Consider the following 25501-nt stretch of genomic DNA (forward strand, 5'->3'; position numbering starts at 1 on the left):
TGTTTCCAAGTTCGATCGAGGGGTTCGTTCACATGGCATTTCATCACGTGGCGTTGGCGACCAACGACGTCGCCGCAACACATCACTTCTACACCGAGGCCATGGGTTTCACGTTGGTGAAGGCGTCGATCGGCCCGACCCCCGAGGGCGGATGGGCCAAGCACGTCTTCTACGAGACCGGCGGCAACGGCCTCATCGCCTTTTGGGATCTCCATGGCGACTACGGCGACGTCAAGGGCGCGATGTCACGCGACGTCGGGTTACCGGAGTGGGTGAACCATCTCGCATTTCACGCCCCCGACAACGACAGCATTGATGCCGCCATGGCCCGGTGGCTCGACTTGGGCCTCGACGTGGTCGATATCGATCACGACTTCTGCCGGTCGGTGTACACGACCGATCCGAACGGCACGATGGTCGAATGGTGCTGCGACACGCGAGCGTTCACCGAGGCGGAACTCGAACACGCCAACCGCATGATCCACAGCGACAAACCCGGAGAGTTCGAGCCGGCGCCGACCGTGCGGTTTCATCAGGGGGACCGATCCAAGCGCCCCGTGTGGGGCAAGGATCAGGCCTCGGTCTGATCCCGCTCGGACACATCGGTCGACACCGACGTTTCGGAGTCCTCACCCGACTCCGCACCTGCACCCGATTCGGGTTCGGGTTGGGGTTCGGGTTCAGGGAATGGCCGACGGTGGACAAACACCGCGTAGCCGCTGTCGATCATCCAGGGGTCGCGCGACCACGACGAGAACCTTGCCTCGGCCACGAGGCCCGCTGCCGCACAGTCGGCATCGAACTGTTCGACCCCATACCCGTCGGGGTGCAGCTGGAAACCGGTGATCAGCACGCCGCCGTCGACGAGGTGCGATGCCATGCGCTCGACGACGAGCGCTTCGGTTCCGGGCTGCACGAAGATCATCACGTTGCCCGCGCACACCACGGCATCGAACAGGCGCTGATGGTCGGCCCGCGTCGGGTGGGGTACGACGAACGAAGCGAGGTCAGCTCGAAACCACTCGACCTCCGGCGCCTTTTCGACCGCGGTTTCGAGCATGGAACGATCGAGGTCGACCCCCACCACTCGACACCCGCGCCGCAGGAGTTCGATCGCGATTCGACCGGTACCGCAACCGGCATCGAGCACGCGGCGAGGCGCGTAGCCCATCACGAAGCTGGCTTCACCATGCACGTCGTGGCCCGCGCGGGCGAGACGTTCGAACCGTTCGTCGTACTCGCGCCCACGCGGGGCGCCGCTGTGAGACCAACGCGAAACCACCTCGCCATTGTGACCGGTTCGAACCGATGCGTGGGCGCACAAACCCGCGAAATCGGTGATTCATTCGGCCCATTATCGAAGGCCAACGGGCTCATTCGGTGATCAATACCTTGACCTTCGGGTCGCTCGGTGGTTTCGTACCGGTCACGAGGTCAACTCGTCAACGGGGAACGTAGATCCATCGGACGTACTGGTCGCTGAGACCGATGGGGAGTGAAGCGAAACCGGCCCCTCCGCATCTCGGATTGGGTGGTGCCGATCGCAGAGATGCAGACACGGGTCACGCCGGGTCAGCAAAACTCCTGGAAAGCGCAGAAGGGCCGAAGCATCAAGCTTCGGCCCTTCGCTTTGTTCGTGTACGGCTCAACCATCCAGAACCGATTCGTCGATCGCCGGCAGTTCGTCGCGTCGGCGTTGAGGTTACGGAGCGGCCTTCGCCATGTTCTCGAAGCGGGTGCAGTAGTCGAGAAAAGCCAACCGGCACACGCCGGTGGGGCCGGCGCGGTGTTTGGCCACGATGATCTCGGCGGTGCCTTTGTCTGGCGAATCGCGGTCGTAGACCTCGTCGCGATACACGAACATCACCACGTCCGCGTCCTGTTCGATGGACCCCGACTCGCGCAGGTCAGCCAACATCGGGCGCTTGTCGGCTCTGCTCTCGAGACCACGCGACAACTGAGACAGTGCCATCACCGGACACTCGAGTTCGCGGGCCAGAATCTTGAGACCACGCGAGATCTCCGAGATCTCCACCTGGCGGCTCTCGGCATTGGCCCGCCCACTCATCAGTTGGAGATAGTCGATGACGATCAGGCCGAGGTCGCCGACTTTCGACTTGAGGCGACGGGCCTTGGCACGAATCTCCATGATCGTCAGGTTCGGGTTGTCGTCGATCCACAACGGGGCATCGCCGAGACGGGCCATCGCACGCGAGATCTTCGACCAGTCCTGTTCGTTGAGCTGGCCGTTGCGAAGCCGCGTCGCATCGATGCGCCCCTCCGATCCCAAAATACGCTGGGTGAGCTCCAAGTGGCCCATCTCGAGAGAGAAGAAGAGCACCGGACGACTCGACCGCAACGCCGCATTCGCCGCCGCACCGAGCGCGAACGAGGTCTTGCCCATCGCTGGCCGGGCACCCACGACGATGAGCGCGTTGGGTTGCAACCCGGCGGTGAGCTCATCGAGTTCGGTGTATCCCGATGGGGTGCCGGTGATCTGGTCGCCACGCTCGTAGAGCTGTTCGAGTTGGTCGAGGCTGGCGTCGAGCAGGTCGCGCAGCTCGACCATCGTGTCGCTCACCCGCCGTTGCGCCACCTCGTACATCATCGACTCGGCCGCATCGAGAGTCTTGGAGACATCGTCGAGCGGTTGGTACCCGAGCTCGGCGATCTCGGTGGCGGTCGACACGAGCCGGCGCAGGAGTGAATTCTCTTCGACCAGGCGGGCGTAGTGCGCCGCGTTCGACACCGCCGGTGTCCTGGTCTGCAAGGACAACAACACCGCCGGGCCACCGATCGCGTCGAGCAGGTTCGCCCGTTTGAGTTCGGCGGCAACGGTGACCGGATCGACCGGTTCGCCCGCCGCGTACAACGCCGAGATCGCGTCGAAGATGTGCCCGTGAGCGGGCTTGTAGAAATCGACGGTGTCGACGATCTGAACGGCCTCGGAGATGGCGGCCTGCTTCAACAGCATCGCGCCCAGCAGCGACTCCTCCGCCTGAAGGTTGTGCGGTGGGACTCTGCTGTCGCCGGGGGGTGGGGAAAAGGTGTTCACCATCGATACCAGCCTGTCGTTGGTGGGCTGTGAGGAGCCAGTGGATGTCGCGGGGAAATGTTGGGGATTTCTGGTGGAACTCAGCGAAATTCCGTGGTTTCTCTTGGGGAGGAGCTGGGGACAAGTCTGACAGTGACCACCGACAGTGAGGGCGCGTAAACGCGAAGGTGCCCCGACCGGCAACGCCGGCGGGACACCTTCGTCGGAGTGTGCTCGCTCGGATCTACCGAGCGATGCGGTGGATCAGGAAACGACCTGGATCGACACCGGGAACTCGACGTCGTGGTGGAGGCGAACCTGCACCGAATGATCGCCGGTGTTCTTGATGTGCTCGTCGAGGCGAACCGCCTTGCGAGGAATCTCAATTCCAGCCTGATCCGCGATCGCCGCGACGATCTCGGTCTGGGTGATCGAACCGAACAACTTGCCACCGGAACCGGCGCGAGCCTTGATGGTGATCGTGCGGCTCACGAGGCCCTTTGCCACGTCCTCGGCCTGCTCGCGATCGCGGCTGTCCTTCAGGGCAGCCGACCGTCGCATCGCCTCGGCCTGAGCCTCGATGCCATCGTTGGCCACGATTGCCATGCCGCGGGGAACGAGATAGTTGCGGGCATAGCCCGGAGCCACCTCGACGACGTCGCCACGCTTACCGAGGCCGTCGACGTTGTCGCGAAGTACCAGTTTCACGTTGATCATTCCGCTGCCTCCGCCGTCTGTGACTCCTCGGCGGCCTCGGACTCAGCCGTTGCATCCTCGTTCTCGATCGCCTCGAACTCGGGGCTCTCCTCGTTGCGGCGCCCACGGCGATCGCCGTCACGACCGCGGCCACCACGCTGAGTGGTGACTCGGCTGGTGTACGGCAACAACGCCATTTCGCGGGCGTTCTTGATCGCCCGGGCGATCTCGCGCTGCTGCTGGGTGTCGTTACCACTCACCCGACGGGCGCGGATCTTGGCACGGTCCGAGACGAATCGACGAAGAAGGTTGACGTCCTTCCAGTCGATGTACTCGATCTGCTCGGAAACGAGCGGGCTGACCTTTTTCTTGCCACCGCGTCGCGCGTTGTCGCGAGGCTTGGTGGAACGCTTGGGCTTCATCAGAACGGCTCCTCTTCGTAGTCGTAGGTGGCAGCAGGGGCATTCGGTGTGGGTGCGGGTGCGGCGTTGAACGAACCGCCGCCTCCTCCACCGCCACCATCGAACGAACCGCCGCCTTGACGCTCGTTTCGAATGACAGATGCGGTCGCCCAGCGCAGGCTGGGGCCGACTTCGTCGGCGATGACCTCGATTTTTGATCGCTTCTCGCCTTCCTGGCTTTCCCAGGATCGCTGCTCGAGACGACCGGTCACGATCAAGCGAGTACCGCGAGCGACGCTCTCGGCGACGTTCTCACCGAGTTGGCCCCAACAGACGATGTCGAAAAACGACGTCGATTCTTCCCATTGCTGGTTCTGTCGGTTCTGCCAACGACGGTTGACGGCGAGGCCGAACGTGGCGACCGCTTGCCCCGAGGGGGTGAAACGAAGTTCCGGGTCGCGAGTGACATTGCCGACGAGGTCGACATTGTTTCCATTGGCCATGACTGAAGCTCCTTAGTCTGCGGCTGCGGCTGAGCCGAGCAGACCACGTCGCTCAGCCTCGTCCTCGGGCAGCCGGATCACCTTGTGGCGGACAACGTCGTCCGCGAGACGCAGGAAGCGGTCAAGTTCGTCGAGGTTGGACGCCGGAGTCGAGATTTCGAACACGACGTAAATGCCCTCGTTCTTGTGGTTGATCGGATAGGCGAAGCGACGACGGCCCCACAGGTCCGTCTTGGCGATCGAGCCGCCATCGGCTTCCACCAGTTCCGCAACCCTCGTGTTGACGGCGGTGACTCCAGCGTCTTCGACGTCGCCGTCGATGATCACCATGAGTTCATAAGCGCGCATGTATGAGGTACCTCCCTGTGGACCTCGGCAGGCCGAGGGCCCCGGACGGTCCGGGGCAGGGTGTCTGTGAACAGACTGGTCGAGACTACTCGCCGGGAATGGTCGGCCAAAAATTCGGTGACGACCTCGACGAATGATTCGACGAAACGGTGACGTGCTTCCTGGTGCCCATCATTGCCGGAACCACCGACAGCGACGCCGCGAGCCTCGACTCAGGCGGGCACACTCCCGTACAACGCCATCGCTTCTGCCTGTTCGGCGCTGAGGTGATAGCTCTCCTCCGCATTCGGAAATGCTCCGGAGCGAACATCTGCGGCAAAGGCCTCGATCGCGTCGACGGATGCACCGGAGATGTCGGCATAGCGGCGGACGAATTTGGGCAACATCCGATCCTCGATGCCCAAGATGTCGTGATAGACGAGGACCTGGCCGTCACAACGCGGCCCGGCTCCGATTCCGATGGTCGGAACGTCGAGCGCGTCGGTCACCATCGCCGCTACCTCGTCGGGGACTCCCTCGATCACGATCGCGAAACACCCGGCGTGTTGCAACGCCTTCGCATCCGCGATCAATTGCAGTGCCGCCTGCGACTCGCGGCCCTGAACCTTGAACCCGCCCATGGCATGAACCGACTGCGGCGTCAGACCGATGTGGCCCATCACCGGAATCTCGGCATCGACGATCGCCTCGATCATCGCCACGCGCTTCACTCCGCCCTCAAGCTTCACGCACTGGGCACCCGCACGAATCAACTCCGCAGCGTTGCGCACGGTCTCCGAGGCCGAGACGTGATAGCTCATCCATGGCAGATCCCCCACGATGAGCGCCTTCGGCTTGGCCCGAGCGACCGCGGCGACGTGATGGGCCATGTCGGCCACGGTGACCTGGAGCGTGTCGTCGTAACCGAGCACCACCATTGCGAGCGAGTCGCCGACGAGAATCATGTCGACGCCGGCCGCGTCGGCGATGCGCGCCCCGGGGGCGTCATAGGCGGTGACCATGACCATGGGATCAGCACCGTTGCGCACCTTCGTGGACGCGACCGCGGGAACGGTGACGGGTCGGCGAGACTCGGTGTTGGGTGAAAGGCTCATGGTGAGCACCTCCTGGTTATGAGGTCCGGTGCCCTTCAGCTACCGGCCGATAAACGCACTCTAAAACGACTTGACCTGTCAGCGCTAGGGGTGATTTTGCTCGTCCGGTTCCACGTCGAGGTTCTCCCCCCGTCGCTGCTCAGGGATCCGTCGCCGCGCCCGCGCTCTCGCCCGCCGGGGCCGCCGGCTGCGCCGCCACTGTGGCACCGGGAGTCGTGACCGGTGCGGATTCGGGCGGAATTTCCGGTGGAGCCGTCGTCGTGGTCGTGGGAGCGAACCGCTCATCGGGCGGATCGACGACCGTCCCGTAATCGACGTTCGGGAAATCGCAGCCCGGCTGACCGTCGACCGCGTTGTTCATGTAGGTCTTCCACATCTGTGCCGGCAACCCGCCGCCGGTCACCCCTTTGCCCGTCGACGGGTCGACCATGGGTGTCTGAGACTCGGCAAACCCCAACCACACCACCGTGGAGACCTTGCAGCTGAACCCTGCGAACCAGGCGTCGACGCTGTTGTCGGTCGTACCGGTCTTGCCCGCGGCGGCCGCCTTGATCTGGGCACCCTTGCCGGTGCCTCCGGTGATCACGCCCTTGAGCACACCGGCCACCGTCTGGGCCACACCCTCCTCGATGACCCGTTCCGGCCCGTAGGCGGCGTCGGTCGCGGCGTCATAGAGCACGTTCCCATCGGCGTCCTCGACTCGACGAATGATGTGGGGTCGGAACCGCTCGCCTCCGTTCGCGATCGTCGAGTACGCGGTGAGCAACTCATAGACCGACGTTTCCGAGGTGCCGAGCACCGCCCCGAGCTCCGGCTTCGGATCCTCCAGCAACCCCAACTTCTTGGCCATCTCGGCGAAGGCCTTCACCCCGATCTTTTCCATGATCTGAATGAACATCGTGTTGGCCGAATGGATCGTGCCTTCCCGCACGGTCAACAGCCCCAGATCCTCGTCGTTGAAATTCCGCACCGGGTAGGGCTTGTCGCCCTCGAGCACGTTCGGGTATTCGATCAACGGCGGGGACCAGAACTGCGACGTGACCGAATGGCCGGCAGCAACATACGCGGCCAGCGCGAACATCTTCGCCGTCGAACCGGGTTGACGCCCCGAACCACCGCCGGCCTTACCGAGCGCCAGATTCACTTTTGAGGCCGCATGATCCTGCCCCCCGATCATCGCCTTCACCTGACCATGATCATCGACCGACATCAGCGCGGCGCTCGGTCCGGGGTAGGCCGTGAGCACCTGTTGGGTGGCGAGTTGCGCCGTGTATTGCAGCCGTTCATCGACCGTCAGGTAGATGCGAAGACCGCCGCCATACAGCGCTGAGCTCCCGAGGTACATCGACGCCGTCTCATCCTCGATGAGTTGCTTGCGCACCCAGTCGATGATGTAGCGACCGCCCATCGATTCGAAATCCGCACGCACCTGCGTGCCGTCGAAGCTCGGCGCCGACGCCAACACGTGATCCTCGAACGCTTCTGCATCGGCGGCGGTGAATTCTTCGTCGGTGATGTAGCCCAACTCCCGCATGCCCACGAGCACCGTGCGGCGGCGGCGCTTCGCCTCGGTGGCCTCGTCGGGCTTCGACGGATCGGTCGGCTCATCGGCATAACTCGGCGCACGCAACAATCCCACGAGATAGGCGGCCTCCGAGATCGACAGCGAACCAGCGTCCTTGTCGAAATACGAGCGGGCCGCCGCCTCGATACCGACCGCACCACGCCCGAACGGGGCCTCATTGAGATACGCCTCAAGAATCTCCCGCTTGGACATCGTGCGTTCGATCTTCAACGCGATCGCCGCCTCGCGCAGCTTTCGCGTGTAGGTCCGTTCGTTGGACAGGTACACCATCTTCACGTACTGCTGGGTGATCGTGGATGCGCCCTGCCGGGACGCAGACCCGACGATTCCGCGATACGCGGCCCGACCGATGCCGAAGAGGTCGACGCCGTCATGTTCGAAGAAGGATCGGTCCTCCGCAGCGACCACGGCATTGATCAGATTGGGTGAGATCTCGTCGATTCCTATCTGGATTCGCTTGTTCCCACCCTCAGAGAACTGCGCCTTTGAGTTCGCCGCGGTGCATTCACCATCTGCGACGTCGCCGAGACACACGAACGAGGTGGTCTTGATGTTGCGTTCGACATCGGGCACGTCGACGGAGTTGAGAAATGCGAAGGCCCCACCGACCGCCGCGACCAGCACCAACACCGCTGCGAAGCTGATGCGGCGCACCCATCCGGTTGCGCCGACCGGTCGACGACGCGTCGGCGACGCCCGGCCGCGGCGTGGCGGTGTTGACGGCGCGGGCCGCGAACCTTTGGAGGCCTGGCGCTTCGGGGGCCCGGACGGACGTCGCGAATCTTCGGACACGAGCGTCTAGGCGCTTCGCTGTGCCCCGAGCGGCGACGCGCTCAGAAGGTGGTTCCAGCGACACGACATGCACACCTCCACGAGGTAGCAGCGATACTCGCCCGTACGTTGCGACAGTCGTTCGAGTTCTCGTTTGGAGTTGATCGCCCGCCCCTCCTTGGGCAGCCGCGGGCCGAACACGAACCGTACGTGGCGCAACTTGCGCGTCGCGCACAGTGGGCACGGCGTCGGTGCGGCGGTGGAGTAGTCGCGACCGACTCGCAACAACTCCAGTTGGGCATCGCACACCTCTTCGCGATCGACCTCGCCGGCCCTCACGGCGCGAAGCAACCGTCGACGGTCGAGTCGATAGTCGACCGTGCCCGGATGGGCACCCGGGCGGCCATGGCCACGCGACTGGGGAAACTGCACCCCGCAAGACTACCGACCCTCACTGACACGACCACGGCGCCGAACCTGAGGACCGTGTCATCGCACGACGCCGCCGATCGGCGAGGGGTCCCCGACCGAGCAGGTTCCATCGGGCAAAGTGAGAACGTGGCTCAACGACCTCAACGACGACGTCACCCCTCCGCGGGAAACCTGAATGAACCGCCGGAGGTCGTGGCCGCCTCCGTGCCCGAGACATCGCTGAGCACCCTGACCTACCCCGTGGGCGCACCGTTCAATCCGACACGGGTTCGGTTCGGTCCCGGCCTCGCCGACGAGGCGCTCGACCGGCTGATCGGTACCCCCGAAGGAAAGCGCATCCTCGAACTCGGGGCGGGCGACGGTTCCAACGCCATCGCCCTCGCTCGCCGCGGTGCGCGCGTTTTTGTCGTCGACTCCTCGGCCGAACGCCTCGCCGTCGCGAGGGCCAACGCCGACACCGCAGGGGTACGGGTCGAGTTTCGCCACAGCGACCTCGCCGAACTCGCCGACGTTCGTGCCGATCGTCTCGATGGGTGTCTCGCGGTCTATTCGCTGGCGCGCGTCGTCGACGTCGCCCGCGTTTTTCGCCAGGTGCACCGACTCCTGCGCACCGAGGCGCCCCTCGTGGTGTCGCTGCCCCACCCGCTCGAACTCCTCACCCACGACTCGTCGCCGAACGAAGGTCCGCCGACCCTGACCCGGTCGGCGTTCGACGACTCGCGGATATTCGTCGGACCTGAACAGATTCCCGTCGAGCCTCACCACACCGCCGACATCGTCACCGCCCTGACCCGCTCGAGCTTTCACGTCGACGCCGTGCTCGAACCACCGATGGGCTCCGCTGACGGCGACGTGTTTCGCGCTCCGCGCCACGACTACATCCCGGCGACCGCCATCTACCGAGGTCGCAAGCTCGGAACGTAACCGGGGCACCCCGGGCGGTTATGACTCCGACCGCCGGGCGAGCCATTCACGCAACACCTCGGTCGCCTCGGCACGATCAAACGGACCCACCTCAAGACGGTGGGCCGTCAGGTGAGCCAAGGCGTCACCGACCTGTCGTCCCGCCGCCAAGCCCAGGTCCTCCATCACCCCGCGACCGTCGATCGGAATCGACATCTCCGCAAGGTTCTCCCGAACGGACAGTTCCCGAATCGCCGAGTCGAGTTCCGTCGCTCCAGCGGCGCCGAGCGCGCCTGCCACCTCGACGATGTCGCCAACCAGGTCGAAGCGACCGGCCACGAAACGTCGCACATCGCCCGCACTCCAGGGCCCAGCGTGGTCGATCAGGGTTCGCACCCCGCGAACAACGCCACCGACTCGCTGCACCGTTGTCTTCGAATGGCGCAGACGCCGTAGCCGGGCGGTGGCGTCGACTCGCGGGTCGACCGCCAGGATGGCCGCGAGGCGAACGTGCGGGTCACGGCGCAACAACGACCAGTCGATACGCCCGAGCACCGATTCGGTGAGTTCGGGCACAAAGCCATCGGCCAGCGAGTGGTCGATCAGGAACGCAAGGCCACGCTGCGGATCGCGCAACGACAGCAGCTTTTCGAACTCGTCGCGAATCCGCTCGACGCTCACCACCGAAAGACGGTGGTGCATCGACTCGACGGCATCGACGAGCTCCCGCTGGGCGACGAGATCGAACCGGGCGACGAATCGAGCCGCTCGCATCATCCGTAACGGGTCGTCAGAAAACGACTCCTCAGGCGACAGCGGCGTGGCAAGACGACGAGCGCACAGATCCGCGAGCCCGTGGAATGGATCGATGAGCGCCGGTTCTGGTTGAGTCACCTCGATCGCCAACGCGTTGATCGTGAAGTCGCGACGACCCAGATCGACCGCCACCTCAGTGCTGTAGGCCACATTCGGCTTACGGCTGTCGGGCTCATAGGACTCGGCGCGATGCGTCGTCACCTCGACGAGTCGATCATCGACATGCGCAGCGATGGTGCCGAAACGCTCACCCTGTGTCCACAACGATTGCGCCAACGGAGCCAACAACCGTTTGGACTCCGAGGGCAGCGCGTCGGTGGTGAAGTCGAGGTCGGGCTCGACACTCGTATCACCCAGCAACAGGTCGCGAACGCTGCCTCCGACGATGTAGAGACGGTACCCGGCGGTCGCGAACGCTTCGCCAAGCGGTCGGCACTGTTCGAAGAGTTCGGTGGCTGCCGGGGTCGAGAGGGCGGTGACCTCGTCGAGCGGCGAGGTCATTGGTATCCCTGTGTCGTCTCGATCATTCGAATGAGGTCGTTCGGATCGAACTCGTGATTCGAGGTCGGTGCCTCAGGGTGATGGCGAAGACCCAACAGCGCCGCCATCGTCGCCTCCGCGCTCAAGGTCAACGCGTCGAGGTCGTAGCCGCCCTCGAGAAACGCGATCGTGTGGCGTGGCTTCACCACCTGCATCAGGCGCATCGTCAACTCACCGAAGTCGCCTGAGCTCAAGCCCATGTCGCTCAACGGGTCATCGCGATGAGCGTCAAAGCCCGCCGACAACAGCAGCCACGTCGGGTCGAACCGTTCGATCAGCGGTCCGATCACGCGATCCAGGGTTTCGTAGTACGCGGCTCCCGTCACCATGGGAGGCAACGGCACGTTGACCGTGGCCCCGAGCGCGTTCGGCCCGCCGATCTCATCGAGACGTCCCGTGTGTGGGTACAGCGGAGACTGGTGCCACGACACATACAAGACGTTCGGATCGTCATAAAAGATGTCCTGGGTGCCATTGCCGTGATGGACATCGAAATCGACGATCGCCACGCGATCGCCACGGTCGCGAAGCGCGACTGCGGCCACCGCCACGTTGTTCAGGAGGCAAAACCCCATCGATTGTGCCCGCGTCGCGTGATGGCCGGGAGGACGAGACAGACAAAAAGCCGCCACCGCCGCGCCGGAATCGAGCAGATCGATCGCCGTCAACCCGGTTCCGGCACTGCGAACCGCTACGTCGACCGAGTGAGGTGAGGCGACCGTGTCGGAATCGAGTTGAACATGGTGCCCGCGGATGTGTTCGAGGCGTTCGAGCATTGCCTCGTCGTGAACCTTCGCCAGTTCGATCGGTCGCGCCGCACGCGGCGCTGCCACCAGAACTGCGTCACGCACCATCGGCGAACGCGCCGCCGACATCACCGAGTCGTAGCGCCGCGGCGACTCGGGGTGATAGCGGCCGGTCTGATGGTCGACCGAGCTCGGATCCGTGACCAAGACCAACATCGGCCACCAGCGTACGATGGCTGGGTTCCCTCCGGGAACTGCTGGCGCACATCGCCTGCACCGACGACCCAACCGCGCACGAGGCCCCCACCCGACATGACACGTCGAACGCTCAACGTCGGCAGCGACCGCTTCACCGTCGGCCCGTGGCACGAGCACCCCGACGTTGCCTACATCACGGTGGCGCCGTCCGCGCACCAGCTGACCAACCCGTACGCCGTCACCCAATGCCTGGAGCAGCTCGGCGAACTGGGGTACCGGGCCGCCGTGACCTCCGCGCTTCGCGGTTCCGATGCCCACGTGTTCGAGGCGGCCGGATTCGTTCGGCGCGAACGGCTGCACGTGCTGCGCCACGAACTCGGCAACCTCCCACCGATCGACCGAACAGGTGCTCGGCTGCTGCGTCGCGGACGTCGACGCGACCGTCGGGTCGTCCTCGACGTCGACGAACGAGCCTTCGAACGTTTCTGGGCTCTGGGAAGCGACGGGCTCGACGAGGCACTCAACGCGACGGCGTCGGTGCGCTTTCGCGTCGCCAGCGATCGCGACGTGTTCGGCTACGCGGTCACCGGACGCTCCGGCGAGGTCGGCTACCTTCAGCGACTCGCCGTCGATCCGGTCCGCAGCGGCGGCGGAATCGGTACAGCCCTCGTGCTCGATGCGCTGCACTGGCTTCGCGATCGTCACGGTCGATTCATGCTCGTGAACACCCAGGAGTCCAACGCCGCGGCCTTACGGCTGTACCTCCGCCTCGGGTTCAACATGGTCGACGAACACCTGACCGTCCTGCAGTGGCCGGGCGAATGAGGCGCTCATCTCGTGCGTTATGGCGCGTGGCGGCGATCATCGCCGCTGTCACCTGCCTGTACCCCTCACCCGTGGGCGCGCAGCCGATTCCAGAGGGCGAAGGCACCGAGCCGTCGACGTCGGCCATTCAACTCGAGTCGGTGACACCCTGGGTGACCGAAAGCGGCACGTTTCGGGCCGTCTTCGACGCCGATGGTTTCCCTGAGGGCGCCAAGCTCACCTATCGCATCCGCCAACCGGTTTCCGGCACCGAGTCCGACCGTCGAGAGCAGTTGATCGACCTGTGGAACGGCACCGCCCGAACGAACGTGTTGCACGCCAACACCACCGTGGACGTTGCCGATCTCATCCAAGGCGACCGCGTGCTGCTCGACATCCCGATTCGCGCCCGCTCCACTCGCCGCTCGGGCGCGGTGTTGATCCCCGGGCCGGGCACCTATGCGGTCGACGTCACGATCCGGTCCGGGTCTTCGGTGATCTATGAGACCCAACTTTCACTCAACGCACTGCCGGCCCCAGAACGTCAAAGCACACCGTTTCAATTGGCCGTCGTGGCGAACCTGTCCGGGCCGATCGGCTCCGATGAGTCCGGCACGATCGACGACACGGCGGCGGTCGAACGAACCCTGCAGCGCTATCGAGATCTCATCGAAGACGCCGCGGGCGCGCCGATAGCGGTGTCGATCTCGCCACAACTCCTGGTCACCGCCCCGTCCGATGCACAGCCGCCGCGCCTCATGGACGCCCTCACCAGTGCCTCGACCGTCGAACGCCCGTGGGCCGACCTCGACCTGGAAGCCTGGGCGAAAATCGACGCTGCGCAACTCGTGCGAACCTCCCTGCTCGACGGAGCACAAGCGTTGAGTGCACTCGGCGTCAGTGCGACACAGCGAACCATGTGGTTTGATGGCGCAACCGTCGGCACGCAGGCGCTCCCGTTGTTGGCACGGCTCGGCTACCGCATCGTTTCGCTCGACGACGGACGCATCACGGGCTTCACCGCTCCCACCGGCGAGTCGGGATACACACGACCGGTACAGCTCGCGTCGAGTCCGCCCATGTCCGCCCTCGTGACCGACCCCGTGGTCGCCGACCTGTTGTCGGGCGACCTCCGCGACTCCGTCCTCGCCGCCCATCGACTTCTCACGCTGTTCAGCACAGCGCATCTGGCGGGCCAAGAGCCCCGCGGCGCCTCGATCGTCGTCGGCGACGATGTGGATCCGGACGTCGTCGCCGCGCTCTACCGCGATGTCGCTGAAGGCACCGACGCGCTTGAGCACCCGATCGACGCGTCGGCCGACACCAACTCGACGACCACCACAACACGCCAACCGACGGGCGACCCACCGATACGCGCCGCCGTCGAACTCGTCCTTCCCGACCAGTTGAACACCCTGTCGCCACTCACCAGCACCGATCAAGGCCAACCGACGGTGACACCCGTCGACTCGCCGTCGGTGGCGTCGGTGGCGTCGGTCGTCCCTGAAGCCCGGGCGCTCATCGACGACTACGCCACGATCATCGGCTCCGGCACCGACGATGCCCGCCGAATCTCCAACGTCGTGCAACGGTCACTCGACCGTCGGATCGAGCCATCGGTCCAGGCTGGGATGCTCAACGACGTGATCGACGAGATGAACCAGGCGCTCGGCGCCATCACGGTCTCCAAGCCCCGCGCGCTCAACGTGACTGAGCGCAACACCACCATTCCATTACGGGTCGTCAACGACCTCGACCGCCCCATCAATGTCCGGCTACGCCTGAAGAGTTCGAGAATGAACTTCGTCGACGGCGACGTTCAGGCGCTGAGCCTGGAACCCGGGGTCAATCCCATTCCCATCCGGGTCGAGGTGTTGACTTCCGGGCAGTTCACGATGGAGGCGGAGGTACTCGCGCCCGAGTCGACTCGTGTGATCGCTTCGACACGCCAGCACATTCGCTCTACGGCATTCAGTGGGGTCGGTCTGGTCTTGTCCGGCGGAGCACTCATCTTCCTAGTGGTGTGGTGGCTACGAACTCCGCACCGCAAAAGGCCGGCCGATCAACCCGACGAACGGTGAACCCGGGACCGTCACCCACCCGGCGCCGGACCGACACTGAAGCGCCCCGATAGCCTCACACGCGTGAACTCGGAGTCACGAGGACCAGTTCTCGCCTCACCCGGCCTCCTCATCGGAGGTCGCTACGAACTGCGGGCGAACGTCGGCGCGGGCGCAATGGCCCAGGTGTGGAGTGCTACCGACCAGGTGCTCAACCGAGTCGTCGCGGTGAAGATTCTTCATCAGCATCTGATCAGTGATCCGGCTTCGGTCGAGCGATTCCGTCGGGAGGCGTACGCGATCGCCGCGCTGGCCCATCCCAACATCGTCGGTGTCTACGACACCGTCTTCGACGGCGCCATCCAGGCGATCGTCATGGAATACGTCGACGGGGTCACCCTTCGACAACTCCTCGATGAACGCAAGACGCTCGCCGAACCCGAACTCGTCGAACTCCTCGACGGCATCGCCATGGCGCTCGACCACGCCCATCGCAACGGCATCGTGCACCGAGATATCAAGCCGGCGAACATCCTCGTGACCCGATCCCACACGCCCAAATTGACCGACTTCGGAATCGCCAAAGGTCCCGAAGACGCAGATCTGACCGTGGTCGGAACCATCATCGGCACCGCGGCCTATCTGGCTCCGGAACAGGTGCGATCGGGTCCCGTCGATCGTCGCGCCGACCTCTACGCGCTTGCGACCGTCGCCTATGAGGCGCTCACCGGTCGTGCGCCCTTCGTCGGTGGCGACCCTGCCGCCGTCGCACTCGCCCGGTTACATGAAGCCCCGCGCGACCTCACAGAACAGGGTGTGTCCCCCGGCCTGGCGTCGGTGATCATGCGCAATCTCGAGGAGTCACCCGATCGCCGGCACCAGTCGGCCGCCGACTTTCTCACCGCCCTGCGCAACGCTGCCAGGGACCCCCACCGCGCGGTACTCAACGCGCAACTCAACCCGGCACCGACGTCGATCGCCAGCGAAACCCGACCCGATAGGCCGACGGTCCCGAGACAATCCGTCAACACCGTACCCCGCCGGCGATCCGTCATCGGCACCCTGGTGACCACGCTGCTCCTCGTCGCGCCACCAGTCCTCGTGGTCGCGTTACTGGCCACATCGGCCTCGACCACCAAGATCACCTCCACCACGACCTCCCCGCCTTCGGAAATCGGACCTGTCGAGATCGCCTCGGTGTCGACCTTCGACCCCGAAGGCGACGGCACCGAACACGACGAGGAGACTTCCAACCTCGGCGATGGCGATCTTGATTCGGCCTGGCACACCGAGCGCTACGAAGCACGCGACTTCGGTACCAAGTCCGGCGTCGGTCTCATCATCGACCTCGGCACCAGTCACGAGCTTTCCGAACTGCAACTCAACGGGTCCACCGGCTGGGTCGGTTCCGTCGCGGTGACCGAAACCGACCCGCGAATCGCGGGGGAAATTCCCGGACCCAGCCGGCCGATAGCGATGACTTCCTCACCGATCGGCATCCCGCTCGACGGCACTTCGGGCCGCTTCGTCACGGTCTGGATCACGGAGTTATCCGCCGTCGAACAGGGCCGCCATCAGGTCGCGCTGTCCGAGGTCGCCGTCATCGGAAGGTCGGCTGCATGAACCGAAAGCCCGAGGCCGCCTCGAGCGTTCCGCTCCGCGACGAAGACGCGGAACTGGAGGATCTCGCACGCCGCAGCGCTCAGGGGGATCGGCGGGCGCTCGAAGAGTTGCTCGGCGCACTTCACGCACGGATCGCGACGGTATGTCGCCGAATCTGTGGGCCCGACTTCGACGACGCCGCCCAACACGCCATGATCAACGTCGCCCGCGGCATCGAGGGTTTCGACCAACGAGCGTCGGTCACCACGTGGGCGTATCGCATTGCCACCAACGCTTCGCTCGACGAGCTGCGGCGCCGGCAACGTCGCGGTACGTCCGTCGACCTCGACCACGTCGTCATCGTCGACCGGTCGACGCCGCATTCCGATTCGATCACCGACCGGATGGTGATCGAGGCCGCCCTCGACGATCTCGAACCGGAGTTCCGCTCCGTCATCGTCATGCGTGAAACCGTCGGGATGGACTACGCCGAGATCGCCGCTGCCCTCGGTGTTCCGATCGGTACGGTGCGCTCGCGCCTGTCCCGTGCCAAGGGTCACCTGGCGGCAGCGCTGCGGGCGGGGAACCAATTCGACGCCGCCGACGTCCAAGGTGATGTCCTATGACCGTTTCACCCGATTCCACACCGAGCGACGATCGGGCTCGCGCCGACGACCTGCTCAATGAGCGGGTCCTTGCGGTGCTGCGCTCATCGGAGGAGTTCAGCGACTCCGACCGGGATCGACATGTTGCACTCGCGATGCGCGCGTTGAACAAGGCCGAGGAACTGGGTGATTCGTCCGGTTCGCAGTCGATCGACCTCGCCGAACAACGATCGCAGCGACGGCCGGGTTCGACGCGCTCAACGCGTCTGCTCGCGGCGGTGGCAGCCCTCCTCATCGGCTGTCTCGCTGCGGCGATCCTCGTGACGAACACCGGTCGCTCCGATGACCTCGCCGACCGGGCGGACTCCAACCCCCAAAAAGAGGCGACCGCCGACAAGTCATCCGGGGACGGCGCGGCCGACGGGACAGCACACGCACCAGCTACTGCCCCGCCGCCGGTTCCTGACGCCGCTGGGGGTGCCGAATCGACCGAGGAAGCGTCCCGGGCGCTCGGCCAACGGCAACTCGGCGACTTCGCAACCCTCGAGGGCTTCGCCGCTGCGGCCATGTCGACGCCAACCTCGGCCGACACCGACGCCCAGGAGTCTGGTTCCCTCGACGACGGGTTCCGCGACTCGACCACCGCGAACGAAGCCGCACCAACCGGCGCTCCCCAGACCACTCCATCCGACGCAGCGGATGCAACGTCAGGTGGACCTGGGTCGAATCCGACCAACTGCGATGCCTCCTCAATCGCCGGCGTCGTCGATCCAGCGCTGCTGAGTTACGGAACCGTTGCCGGAGTCGGACATCTCGCCTGGATCGACCAGTCCGACGGTCGCCTCATCACCCTCAATCTGGACGATTGCACGACCGTTCGACACTGACGGTTCGGTGGTGTTGTAGCAGCCCCATCGGCTGATTGCGTAGAGTCACTCGCTATGGCCAGCCCTCAGGTGACCCCACCGACGTCCTCGGAGCCCGATTGGACCGATCAGGTCACCGGACTCGTCGTCGACGTCGTCGACTCGATCCGCGACAAGACCACCGGTCCGGTGCTCAACGCCGCCCGCGGTGTGGTTTTCGGTCTCATCGCCCTGTTCGTGATCATGATCGTCGCGACCATCGGGCTGATCATGTTGGGTCGAGCGCTGTCGTTGCTTCCAGGCCCCGTCTGGACGCTGTATCTCGGACTCGGCGTGCTGTTCAGCGTCGCCGGTCTCGCCGTCATGCGAATGAGGTTCCCCAAATGAGTGAGCATCGTGAGGTCGTCGTCATCGGTTCCGGACCAGCGGGGTTGACCGCCGCTGTGTACACGGCACGGGCGAACCTTCATCCCGTCGTGCTTGAGGGTGAGCCCTCCTCGACCAGCGATCAACCCGGCGGGCAACTCATGTTGACCACCGACGTCGAGAATTTCCCCGGTTTCCCCGATGGCATCACCGGACCTGAATTGATGAGCAACATGCGCGCCCAAGCGCTGCGATTCGGTGCCGACATTCGCACGGTGAAAGCCTCCAAGGTCGATTTCTCCGAACGCCCCTTCAAAATCTGGGTCGGCGCCACCGACGCCGAACCCACCCTCACCGCCGATGCCGTCATCGTTTCGACCGGCGCCCAGTCGATGATGCTGGGGCTCGAAGCCGAACAGCGTCTCATCGGCCGCGGCCTCTCGACCTGTGCCACCTGTGACGGATTCTTCTTCCGCGACCGTGAAATCGCGGTGGTCGGCGGCGGCGATTCGGCGCTCGAAGAGGCGATGTTTCTCACCCGGTTCGCCTCGAAGGTCACGATCATCCACCGTAGAGACGAGCTGCGCGCCAGCAAGATCATGCAGGACCGTGCGCATGCCAATGAGAAGATCGAGTTCATGTGGGACACCGTGGTCACCGATATCAACGGTGAGAACTCCGTCGAATCGGTCAGCGTGAAGAACCTCAAGACCGGCGAGGAGCGAGACATCGACTTCGCCGGAATCTTCGTCGCGATCGGTCACCGGCCCGGTTCCGATCTGTTCCGCGGTCAACTCGAACTCAAGGACAACGGCTACATCGTCACCGAGGCGAAGAGCACCAAGACCAGCGTCGAAGGTGTGTTCGCCTGCGGCGATGTTCAGGACGACTACTACCGACAAGCGATCACCGCGGCCGGCTCGGGCTGTAGCGCCGCCATCGATGCCGAGCGGTGGCTCGAGTCCATCGCCTGATCCTCACCGACCCTGAAGGCACACATGTCTGACAACGACACCGACGCGGTACGCGACGTCGACGCGCTCATCCACTACGAACTCGCCGACGGAATCGCCCGCATCACCATCAACGCCCCGAACAGAGGTAACGCTCTCGCCGCTGACATGCGCGATCGGCTCACCGAACGGTTCGACGAGGCCTCTGAGGACCTAAAGGTCCGAGCGGTGGTTCTTCGAGGAGCAGGCGAACGTCATTTCTGCACCGGGGCAGATCTCGGCGGGCCACAAAAGCCCGGGCCCCAACGCCCCGAAGACGCTCCAGACCGGGCCCCTGGCGATGCCGCTCGCCTCATCCGGCGCGGATGGCAGCGCCTTGTGGCGTCGGTACTCGACTGCGAAAAGCCAGTCATCGCTGCGGTCAACGGGACCGCCGCCGGCGGCGGGGCTCAGCTGGCATTGGCGTGCGATCTCGTCGTGATGGACGAAGGTGCGAAGTTCATCCAAGCGTTCATCCGACGCGGGATCATGCCTGACGCCGGAGGTGCCTACCTCCTGCCGCGACTCGTCGGTCTGCACCGAGCCAAGGAACTCATGTTCCTCGGCGGCGACGTGAACGCCGCCGAGGCCGACAGGATCGGTTTGGTCAATCGAGTCGTACCGACCGATGAACTCGCCGCCACGGTCGACGAGTTGGCCCAACGGCTCGCGGCACTTCCGACCCGATCCATCGCCTACACGAAACGGCTGACGAACCGGAGTTTTGAATCCAGTCGCGAACAGTCATTCGACGACGAAGCGATCTTTCAGGAAGCGATCACGAACACCGAGGACTGCCGAGAAGGCCTCGCTGCCTTCGCTCAGCGGCGCGACCCGCAGTTCAAGGGCTGGTAGACCGCGGCCAACATCGGGCGATACGGAATGGTTCCGCCCCGACGGTTGTTGTTGACAATCGATCCCCCCAACGAAAGGACCACCGATGGCAGAGGGACTCGCACAACTCACTGAGGCAACGTTCGCCGAGGAAATTGGATCCTCAGAGGTACCCGTACTCGTGGACTTCTGGGCGACTTGGTGCAAGCCGTGCCTCATGGTTGCCCCCATTCTTGAGGAGATCGCCGACGAACAGGCTGACCAACTCAAAATCGTCAAGGTCGATGTCGACGCGAATCCGACGCTCGCTCGTCAGTTCGATGTCATGAGCATTCCCACGATGATCCTGTTCAAGGACGGTCAGCCTGAGCTCAAACTCGTTGGGGCAAAGGGCAAGGCGCAGCTCGTCCAGGAGCTCTCGGCACACCTGTAATCTCATTGTCGGTCGGTGTCGTCGCCACCGGCGACGCCGACGCCTTGAGGTACCAACATGTCGCCACGACCGATGAGCACCGATACCAGCCTCACCGGCGCCGAGCTCACCGACCGTCTCCAACGTCTCGGCATGCTTCCGACCACGGGAACGCCCGACGATGCCGTCCTGCGCGACGGCATCGCAGCATTTCAACGCTCGCGTGGACTCGACGTCACCGGGGAGGTCGACCCTGTCACCTTGGGCGCGCTCGACGAGGCCACCTACAGCTTCGGCGACCGGCCGCTCTATCTCACCTCACCGATGCTTCGTGGTGAAGATGTCTCCTGGCTCCAATTGCGCCTCGGTTCCCTGGGATTCGACGCCGGACGGGTAGATGGAATCTTCGGCCCGAACACCCAACAGGCGCTTTGCGAGTTTCAACGCAACGTTGATCTCGTCGTCGACGGAGTCTGCGCCAGAGACACGGTCGCACAGCTGAACCGCCTGTCCTCCAGGATGGGAAATCTCTCCGTCGCCGGTCTACGTGAACGAGAGTCGTTGTCGAGACGTACCACCGATCTCAGCGGCCTTCACATCGCGGTCGTCGCGCTGGGGGACGATCCGCAATTGACCGGAGCGATCGCATCATCGCTCAGCGATTCCTCAGCATCTGTATCGGTCCAAACCGCCCACGACTGGTCAGATCTCGCCGCCTACACGAACAACGTCCGGGCCGATGTATGCATCGCAATCGAACTTGTGTACGAGTCGGTCTTGGATCTGGCGTACTTCGGAACCGACGGGTTCGAGTCTCACGCCGGCCGCGCTCTCGCAGAGACGCTCCTGCGTCAGCTTCCCCAGAACCCCGCCTGGGGACCCTGCGTCGCTCAGGCGATGAGGCTCCCGATACTTCGCGAAACCCGCTGCCCCACCGTCCGCCTCCGCCTCGGCCCGAGCGAGGACGTGACCGAACAGAGTTCGCTTCTTGTCGCAGCCGTCGGGCGGAGTCTACGGCTGTGGGTCTCACGCGATCACGACTAGCGCCGTGGCAAGAGTGCCACGAGCTGGATCCATCACAGCGGCGTGAACCCACCAGCTGGGCTTGAGTGAAGCACAGCGAAACGACATCAACCTGAACTGACGGGTCAGCTTTATCCCCAGTTTTACCCACAACCTGTGGATGAAGGTGAGTGGTTCAACCCTCAGGCTCTAGTACTACCTCATCTTCAACCCTGATCAGGACGTGGATGCGATGATTCGGTAGATGCGCTCAAGGTCTTCCAGGTTGGCAAACTCGATCTGCATCTTGCCGTGCTTCGCGCCCATCTCGACCTTCACTCGAGTGTCAAGCCGTGAGGAAAGCAGTTCTTCCAACTCGAGGAGCCCGGGGGGTCGGAGCTTCTTCGGGGACGGGTTCTTCGACCCACCACCGAGTTGAGACTCGACCTCCTCCCGCTGGCGGATGATCTCCTCGGTCGCCCGCACTGACAGGTCCTCCGCCACGATACGTTTCGCGAGCGCCTCCTGGTACGCGCGATCGGGGGTCGACAGGAGGACCTTCGCATGGCCGGCCGACAACTCCCCGTCAGAGACCGCGCGTTGAACCACGGGAGGAAGCTGAAAGAGCCGCAGCAGATTCGTAACGGCGCTACGCGATTTACCCACCCGGTGCGACACCTGCTCCTGGGTCAACCCGAAGTCGTCGATCAGTTGCTGGTAGGCAGCCGCCTCTTCGAGTGGATTCAAGTCCTGCCGATGGAGGTTCTCGACCACCGCCTGCTCGAGTGCACCCAACTCTTCCACCGTGCGGACAATCGCAGGGATGGTCTGAAGTCCGGCGCGGCGAGCCGCACGCCAGCGGCGCTCGCCGGCAATCAACTCAAACTGACCCGGATTCTCTCCCGGTCGCACCAAGATCGGCTGCAGCACGCCGAGCGATCGAACAGACTCCACCAACGAGCTGAGCTGCTCCTCGTCGAAGACCGAACGTGGCTGATGACGGTTCGCCTCAATACTCGAGACGGGAAGTTCTCGCAGACCCTCAACTGAACCGTGAGCCTGTGAGCTTTCAGCTGCGGTTGCGCTCGCCGCGCTCTCGGTCGGAATGAGCGCTTCGAGCCCTCGACCTAATCCACTACGACGAGACACGATGGACCTCCCTGGCCAGTTCTCTATAGGCGACGGCTCCACGCGAACTCGGGTCGAAGGTCGTAATCGGTTGACCGTATGACGGCGCCTCCGACAACCGGACATTTCGCGGTATCACGTTACGACACACGACGCTGCCAAAATGCTCGCGGACTTCTGCGGACACCTGCTCGGCGAGCTTCGTCCGACCGTCGTACATCACCAAGACAATCGAACTGAGTTCAAGCGATGTGTTCAGATTCTTCTGAACGAGGTTGATGTTCCGAATCAGCTGACCCAGACCTTCCAGGGCGTAGTACTCGCACTGAATCGGAACCATCACCTCGTCGGCCGCCGCAAGCGCGTTCACCGTCAACAGTCCTAGCGAGGGTGGACAGTCGATCAGAATGTAGTCGTAGTCGTCGCGGACCTGATGAATCGCGTTGCGAAGCCGCAACTCGCGACTCATCACCGGCACCAACTCAATCTCCGCCCCGGCGAGGTCAAGTGACGCGGGGGCGATGAACAGGTTGCGCACCGCGGTCGACTCAACGCAGTCCTCGAGTGGTACATCAGCGAGGAGAACGTCGTAGATGCTGTAGTCGAGAACGCGCGAGTTGATTCCCAAACCCGTCGTCGCATTGCCTTGGGGGTCGAGATCGATCACCAGCACGCGGTGTTCGTCTTCAGCGAGAGCCGCCCCGAGATTCACTGTCGTCGTGGTCTTGCCGACGCCACCCTTCTGATTCGCGATGGCAACGACGCGCGGAAGTGGTCGTCTCGGCCGGTCGTCCTCCACTGGAGGCTCCATGACCGGTGGTGCGGGTGCGTCTGGGTCAGCATCCTCGGCCTCTGGGTCGAGTACCAGCGTTCCTCCATGGTGTTCCACCACCACGGCCTCGTATTCCGGCACCGGCCCGATCGACGGTGGCGCCTGGTACATCGTTGGAGCGTCAGGAGCAACGAACGGCGTCGTCGTCCGGAAGTCCGGTGTCGACACCGGCTCGGTCGGCGACTCCGTTGACGGTCGTTCCACGACAGGCGGTGCCCAACCCCCGGCCGTCTCTCGCGTCACGGTCTCCAGTACCACGTCCTCACGAGGCTCAGACATCGGGAGTGGAACCCGGCCGAGAGGCTGCGGGGCCGATTCCGAGAGTGTGCTTGAAGCGCCCAGATCCGCCGGCTCCGGCTCTGCGGGCACGGGAGAAGGATCTGAAGGTGGCACCCACGACTGTGGCGCCGGGTTTGATTCTGTATCGGAATCGGTGTCGGGTTCGGAGGTCGGGACCGGGCGTTCCCAGGTTCGACGCCACCCGAAATCGCTCGGAGACTGATCGTTGGTCAAGATTGCTCCCCACGGATGGTTCACGCGTGGCCGGGCAACCCCTGCCGCGCGTAGACATACTTCCCCCTCAGACGTCGCGAGTCAAGGACCCTCAGAGGAGCCGTGTGCCTCACACCCTGCTCACCAAGCCGATGTTCCACGTGGAACATTCACCGCCAACTCTGAGGTCGACGGAGGTCATTGCGCGATCCTCGGTTGGTGATCTCCGATTCGTCGCCTGGTGTTGATCTCAAATCCGAGTCACAGACCCCGCCGTTCAGGACCCGCCTTTCCTGAGCAACATCGGTCTGCGATGGTCGCCTCGATCGTACCGTCGGGCCGAGAGGCTGGTTCCCTGCACGACCCGCTCGTTGTCCACTCGGTGGCTCCGCCACCTCGGAACCTCCACGCGTCCCCGCATGCTTCCGCGCCTAGGACTGTCCTGTGTTGAGGTCCCCTCCAACTCCAAACGCGACGTTGCCGCGAGGTCATGGTATTCGTCCGCAACTTCCTCACTGTCGGTCAAGGACCTGACCCACAACACAACCACCATTCAGGCGTGGTTGTTCGGCACGTGTGGTCCAGGAGGCAAGCCGCCCAGCACCTCGGCTATCAGAATCCGAGCGCTCTGAGGGTTCTGTTTCGGGTAGTCAGAGATGTTCCACGTGGAACAGTCGCACCGCCTCGCGTCTGCACGATTCGCTCTGCGGTACCACTGCACCGATGTGTGTGCCGAGAGTCGTCTGTTCTCAACGATCCCGAATTCGGCTGTCCGCGAATCAGTGGCTCTCGAAGAGGGGATGGCGTGCCGGGACCCCAACCCCGCGGGGGTAGCTGTCCGGGAGAGGCGCAACTCGACGCAGTGCTTGAATCCTTGTGTGCTTGTAGTTGATCCCAGCCTCCGCAGCGAGGCCCAGTTGACTGAGGCCCTCCGTCGGCCAACGGTCGCGGCGATCGGTCGGTTCGCTGACCAACAACACACCACCGGGGCGTAGGAATCCAACCCCGCACTCGGCAGTGACGGCCGGTGGGGCGAAGCTCCGGACCACGACCACGTCGAAACTTGCGCGCAGCGTCGGGTCGTGGGCCAACTCTTCAGCTCGTCCCAATCGCGTACTCACTCGTTCGTTCCAAGCTCCAACCCGGACTGCATCGCGCAAGAATGCGATGCGTTTCGACATCGCATCAAGTAACACGACTCGTAGATCGTCGCGTTCCTCCGCCAACACAAGCCCAGGTACTCCGCCTCCGGAGCCGAGGTCCAACACGTCGGCGTTGAGCGGAATCAGTGGATCGAAGCAGCGGGCGTTGCGGACGTGTTGTTCTATGTCTCCAGGACCGAGAAATCCGAGTGAGCGGCTTCGCTCGAGCACCGACCGCAGCGATTCAGGGATGGGTGGTTCATCGGGCATTGGACCATGTTACGACCCCGACGGGTA

General features: G+C 64.1%; 25 protein-coding genes and 1 pseudogene. 12 read left to right on the forward strand and 14 right to left on the reverse strand.

The window, feature by feature from the left end; translation table 11 throughout:
• The first annotated feature begins 32 nt into the window (after positions 1–32).
• A complete protein-coding gene (locus tag M9952_00860; GenBank protein ID MCO5311482.1) occupies positions 33–587 on the forward strand; it encodes a VOC family protein in 555 nt (184 codons plus the stop codon).
• Here M9952_00860 and M9952_00865 read toward each other — a convergent pair.
• From M9952_00865 to M9952_00905, 9 genes and pseudogenes are all read right to left on the reverse strand, one after another.
• A complete protein-coding gene (locus tag M9952_00865; protein ID MCO5311483.1) occupies positions 572–1282 on the reverse strand; it encodes a class I SAM-dependent methyltransferase in 711 nt (236 codons plus the stop codon). The two genes, M9952_00860 and M9952_00865, sit on opposite strands and share 16 nt — an antisense overlap.
• 420 nt (positions 1283–1702) lie before the next feature.
• A complete protein-coding gene (dnaB, locus tag M9952_00870; GenBank protein MCO5311484.1) occupies positions 1703–3058 on the reverse strand; it encodes a replicative DNA helicase in 1356 nt (451 codons plus the stop codon).
• 240 nt (positions 3059–3298) lie between these two features.
• Positions 3299–3751 (reverse strand): 50S ribosomal protein L9, encoded by a 453-nt coding sequence (rplI, locus tag M9952_00875; GenBank protein ID MCO5311485.1) that lies wholly within the window; start codon positions 3749–3751, stop codon positions 3299–3301.
• Between the two features lie 158 nt (positions 3752–3909).
• Positions 3910–4152: pseudogene (gene rpsR / locus M9952_00880) on the reverse strand (30S ribosomal protein S18).
• Positions 4152–4634: a single-stranded DNA-binding protein gene (gene ssb, locus M9952_00885; GenBank protein ID MCO5311486.1), complete on the reverse strand. Its 483-nt coding sequence runs from the start codon at positions 4632–4634 to the stop codon at positions 4152–4154. Before ssb ends, rpsR begins: the two are co-directional and overlap by 1 nt.
• 12 nt (positions 4635–4646) lie before the next feature.
• Positions 4647–4982, reverse strand: a complete 336-nt coding sequence (gene rpsF, locus M9952_00890) for a 30S ribosomal protein S6 (protein MCO5311487.1) — start codon at positions 4980–4982, stop codon at positions 4647–4649.
• 212 nt (positions 4983–5194) lie between these two features.
• On the reverse strand, positions 5195–6076 hold the full coding sequence (gene panB / locus M9952_00895) for a 3-methyl-2-oxobutanoate hydroxymethyltransferase (GenBank protein MCO5311488.1): 882 nt from the start codon (positions 6074–6076) through the stop codon (positions 5195–5197).
• A 139-nt stretch (positions 6077–6215) separates the two neighbouring features.
• Positions 6216–8315 carry a transglycosylase domain-containing protein gene (locus M9952_00900; protein ID MCO5311489.1) on the reverse strand — a complete coding sequence of 700 codons (2100 nt, stop codon included), beginning with the start codon at positions 8313–8315 and terminating at the stop codon, positions 6216–6218.
• A gap of 144 nt (positions 8316–8459) precedes the next feature.
• Complete coding sequence (locus M9952_00905; protein MCO5311490.1) at positions 8460–8864, reverse strand: DUF5318 domain-containing protein; 405 nt, start codon at positions 8862–8864, stop codon at positions 8460–8462.
• Between the two features lie 126 nt (positions 8865–8990).
• On the opposite strand from M9952_00905, the gene M9952_00910 reads away from it, so the two are divergent.
• A complete protein-coding gene (locus M9952_00910; protein MCO5311491.1) occupies positions 8991–9788 on the forward strand; it encodes a class I SAM-dependent methyltransferase in 798 nt (265 codons plus the stop codon).
• A gap of 18 nt (positions 9789–9806) precedes the next feature.
• Here M9952_00910 and M9952_00915 read toward each other — a convergent pair whose 3' ends face one another.
• Together M9952_00915 and M9952_00920 are read right to left on the reverse strand one after the other, a co-directional pair.
• On the reverse strand, positions 9807–11084 hold the full coding sequence (locus tag M9952_00915; GenBank protein MCO5311492.1) for a CCA tRNA nucleotidyltransferase: 1278 nt from the start codon (positions 11082–11084) through the stop codon (positions 9807–9809).
• Positions 11081–12085, reverse strand: a complete 1005-nt coding sequence (locus M9952_00920; GenBank protein ID MCO5311493.1) for a histone deacetylase — start codon at positions 12083–12085, stop codon at positions 11081–11083. Before M9952_00920 ends, M9952_00915 begins: the two co-directional genes overlap by 4 nt.
• A 96-nt stretch (positions 12086–12181) precedes the next feature.
• On the opposite strand from M9952_00920, the gene M9952_00925 reads away from it, so the two are divergent.
• The 10 genes from M9952_00925 (at position 12182) to M9952_00970 (ending at position 21652) form a co-directional block, all read left to right on the forward strand.
• Complete coding sequence (locus M9952_00925) at positions 12182–12892, forward strand: GNAT family N-acetyltransferase (GenBank protein MCO5311494.1); 711 nt, start codon at positions 12182–12184, stop codon at positions 12890–12892.
• Between the two features lie 71 nt (positions 12893–12963).
• On the forward strand, positions 12964–14952 hold the full coding sequence (locus M9952_00930) for a DUF6049 family protein (GenBank protein ID MCO5311495.1): 1989 nt from the start codon (positions 12964–12966) through the stop codon (positions 14950–14952).
• Positions 14953–15015: 63 nt separating this feature from the next.
• Positions 15016–16554 carry a protein kinase gene (locus M9952_00935; GenBank protein MCO5311496.1) on the forward strand — a complete coding sequence of 513 codons (1539 nt, stop codon included), beginning with the start codon at positions 15016–15018 and terminating at the stop codon, positions 16552–16554.
• Positions 16551–17159 (forward strand): sigma-70 family RNA polymerase sigma factor, encoded by a 609-nt coding sequence (locus tag M9952_00940; protein ID MCO5311497.1) that lies wholly within the window; start codon positions 16551–16553, stop codon positions 17157–17159. Before M9952_00935 ends, M9952_00940 begins: the two co-directional genes overlap by 4 nt.
• On the forward strand, positions 17156–18025 hold the full coding sequence (locus M9952_00945) for a hypothetical protein (GenBank protein ID MCO5311498.1): 870 nt from the start codon (positions 17156–17158) through the stop codon (positions 18023–18025). Before M9952_00940 ends, M9952_00945 begins: the two co-directional genes overlap by 4 nt.
• A 54-nt stretch (positions 18026–18079) precedes the next feature.
• Positions 18080–18391: a hypothetical protein gene (locus M9952_00950; protein MCO5311499.1), complete on the forward strand. Its 312-nt coding sequence runs from the start codon at positions 18080–18082 to the stop codon at positions 18389–18391.
• Complete coding sequence (trxB, locus tag M9952_00955; protein MCO5311500.1) at positions 18388–19344, forward strand: thioredoxin-disulfide reductase; 957 nt, start codon at positions 18388–18390, stop codon at positions 19342–19344. Before M9952_00950 ends, trxB begins: the two co-directional genes overlap by 4 nt.
• Positions 19345–19368: 24 nt before the next feature.
• Positions 19369–20217 (forward strand): enoyl-CoA hydratase-related protein, encoded by an 849-nt coding sequence (locus M9952_00960; GenBank protein MCO5311501.1) that lies wholly within the window; start codon positions 19369–19371, stop codon positions 20215–20217.
• A gap of 85 nt (positions 20218–20302) precedes the next feature.
• The gene (gene trxA, locus M9952_00965) at positions 20303–20629 is read left to right on the forward strand and encodes a thioredoxin (protein ID MCO5311502.1); all 327 of its coding nucleotides are present in this window, start codon (positions 20303–20305) and stop codon (positions 20627–20629) included.
• Between the two features lie 57 nt (positions 20630–20686).
• Complete coding sequence (locus M9952_00970; GenBank protein ID MCO5311503.1) at positions 20687–21652, forward strand: peptidoglycan-binding protein; 966 nt, start codon at positions 20687–20689, stop codon at positions 21650–21652.
• A gap of 195 nt (positions 21653–21847) precedes the next feature.
• Here M9952_00970 and M9952_00975 read toward each other — a convergent pair whose 3' ends face one another.
• The 3 genes from M9952_00975 to M9952_00985 all read right to left on the reverse strand — a co-directional run bounded on the left by M9952_00975 (position 21848) and on the right by M9952_00985 (position 25474).
• Entirely contained in the window at positions 21848–22864 is a 1017-nt protein-coding gene (locus tag M9952_00975) for a ParB/RepB/Spo0J family partition protein (protein MCO5311504.1), read from the reverse strand.
• Positions 22746–23549 carry an AAA family ATPase gene (locus tag M9952_00980; protein MCO5311505.1) on the reverse strand — a complete coding sequence of 268 codons (804 nt, stop codon included), beginning with the start codon at positions 23547–23549 and terminating at the stop codon, positions 22746–22748. Before M9952_00980 ends, M9952_00975 begins: the two co-directional genes overlap by 119 nt.
• Before the next feature lie 1292 nt (positions 23550–24841).
• Entirely contained in the window at positions 24842–25474 is a 633-nt protein-coding gene (locus M9952_00985) for a class I SAM-dependent methyltransferase (protein ID MCO5311506.1), read from the reverse strand.
• Positions 25475–25501 lie beyond the last annotated feature (27 nt).

Source organism: Microthrixaceae bacterium (assembly GCA_023957975.1).
In the GTDB taxonomy this organism is placed as follows: domain Bacteria; phylum Actinomycetota; class Acidimicrobiia; order Acidimicrobiales; family Microtrichaceae; genus JAMLGM01.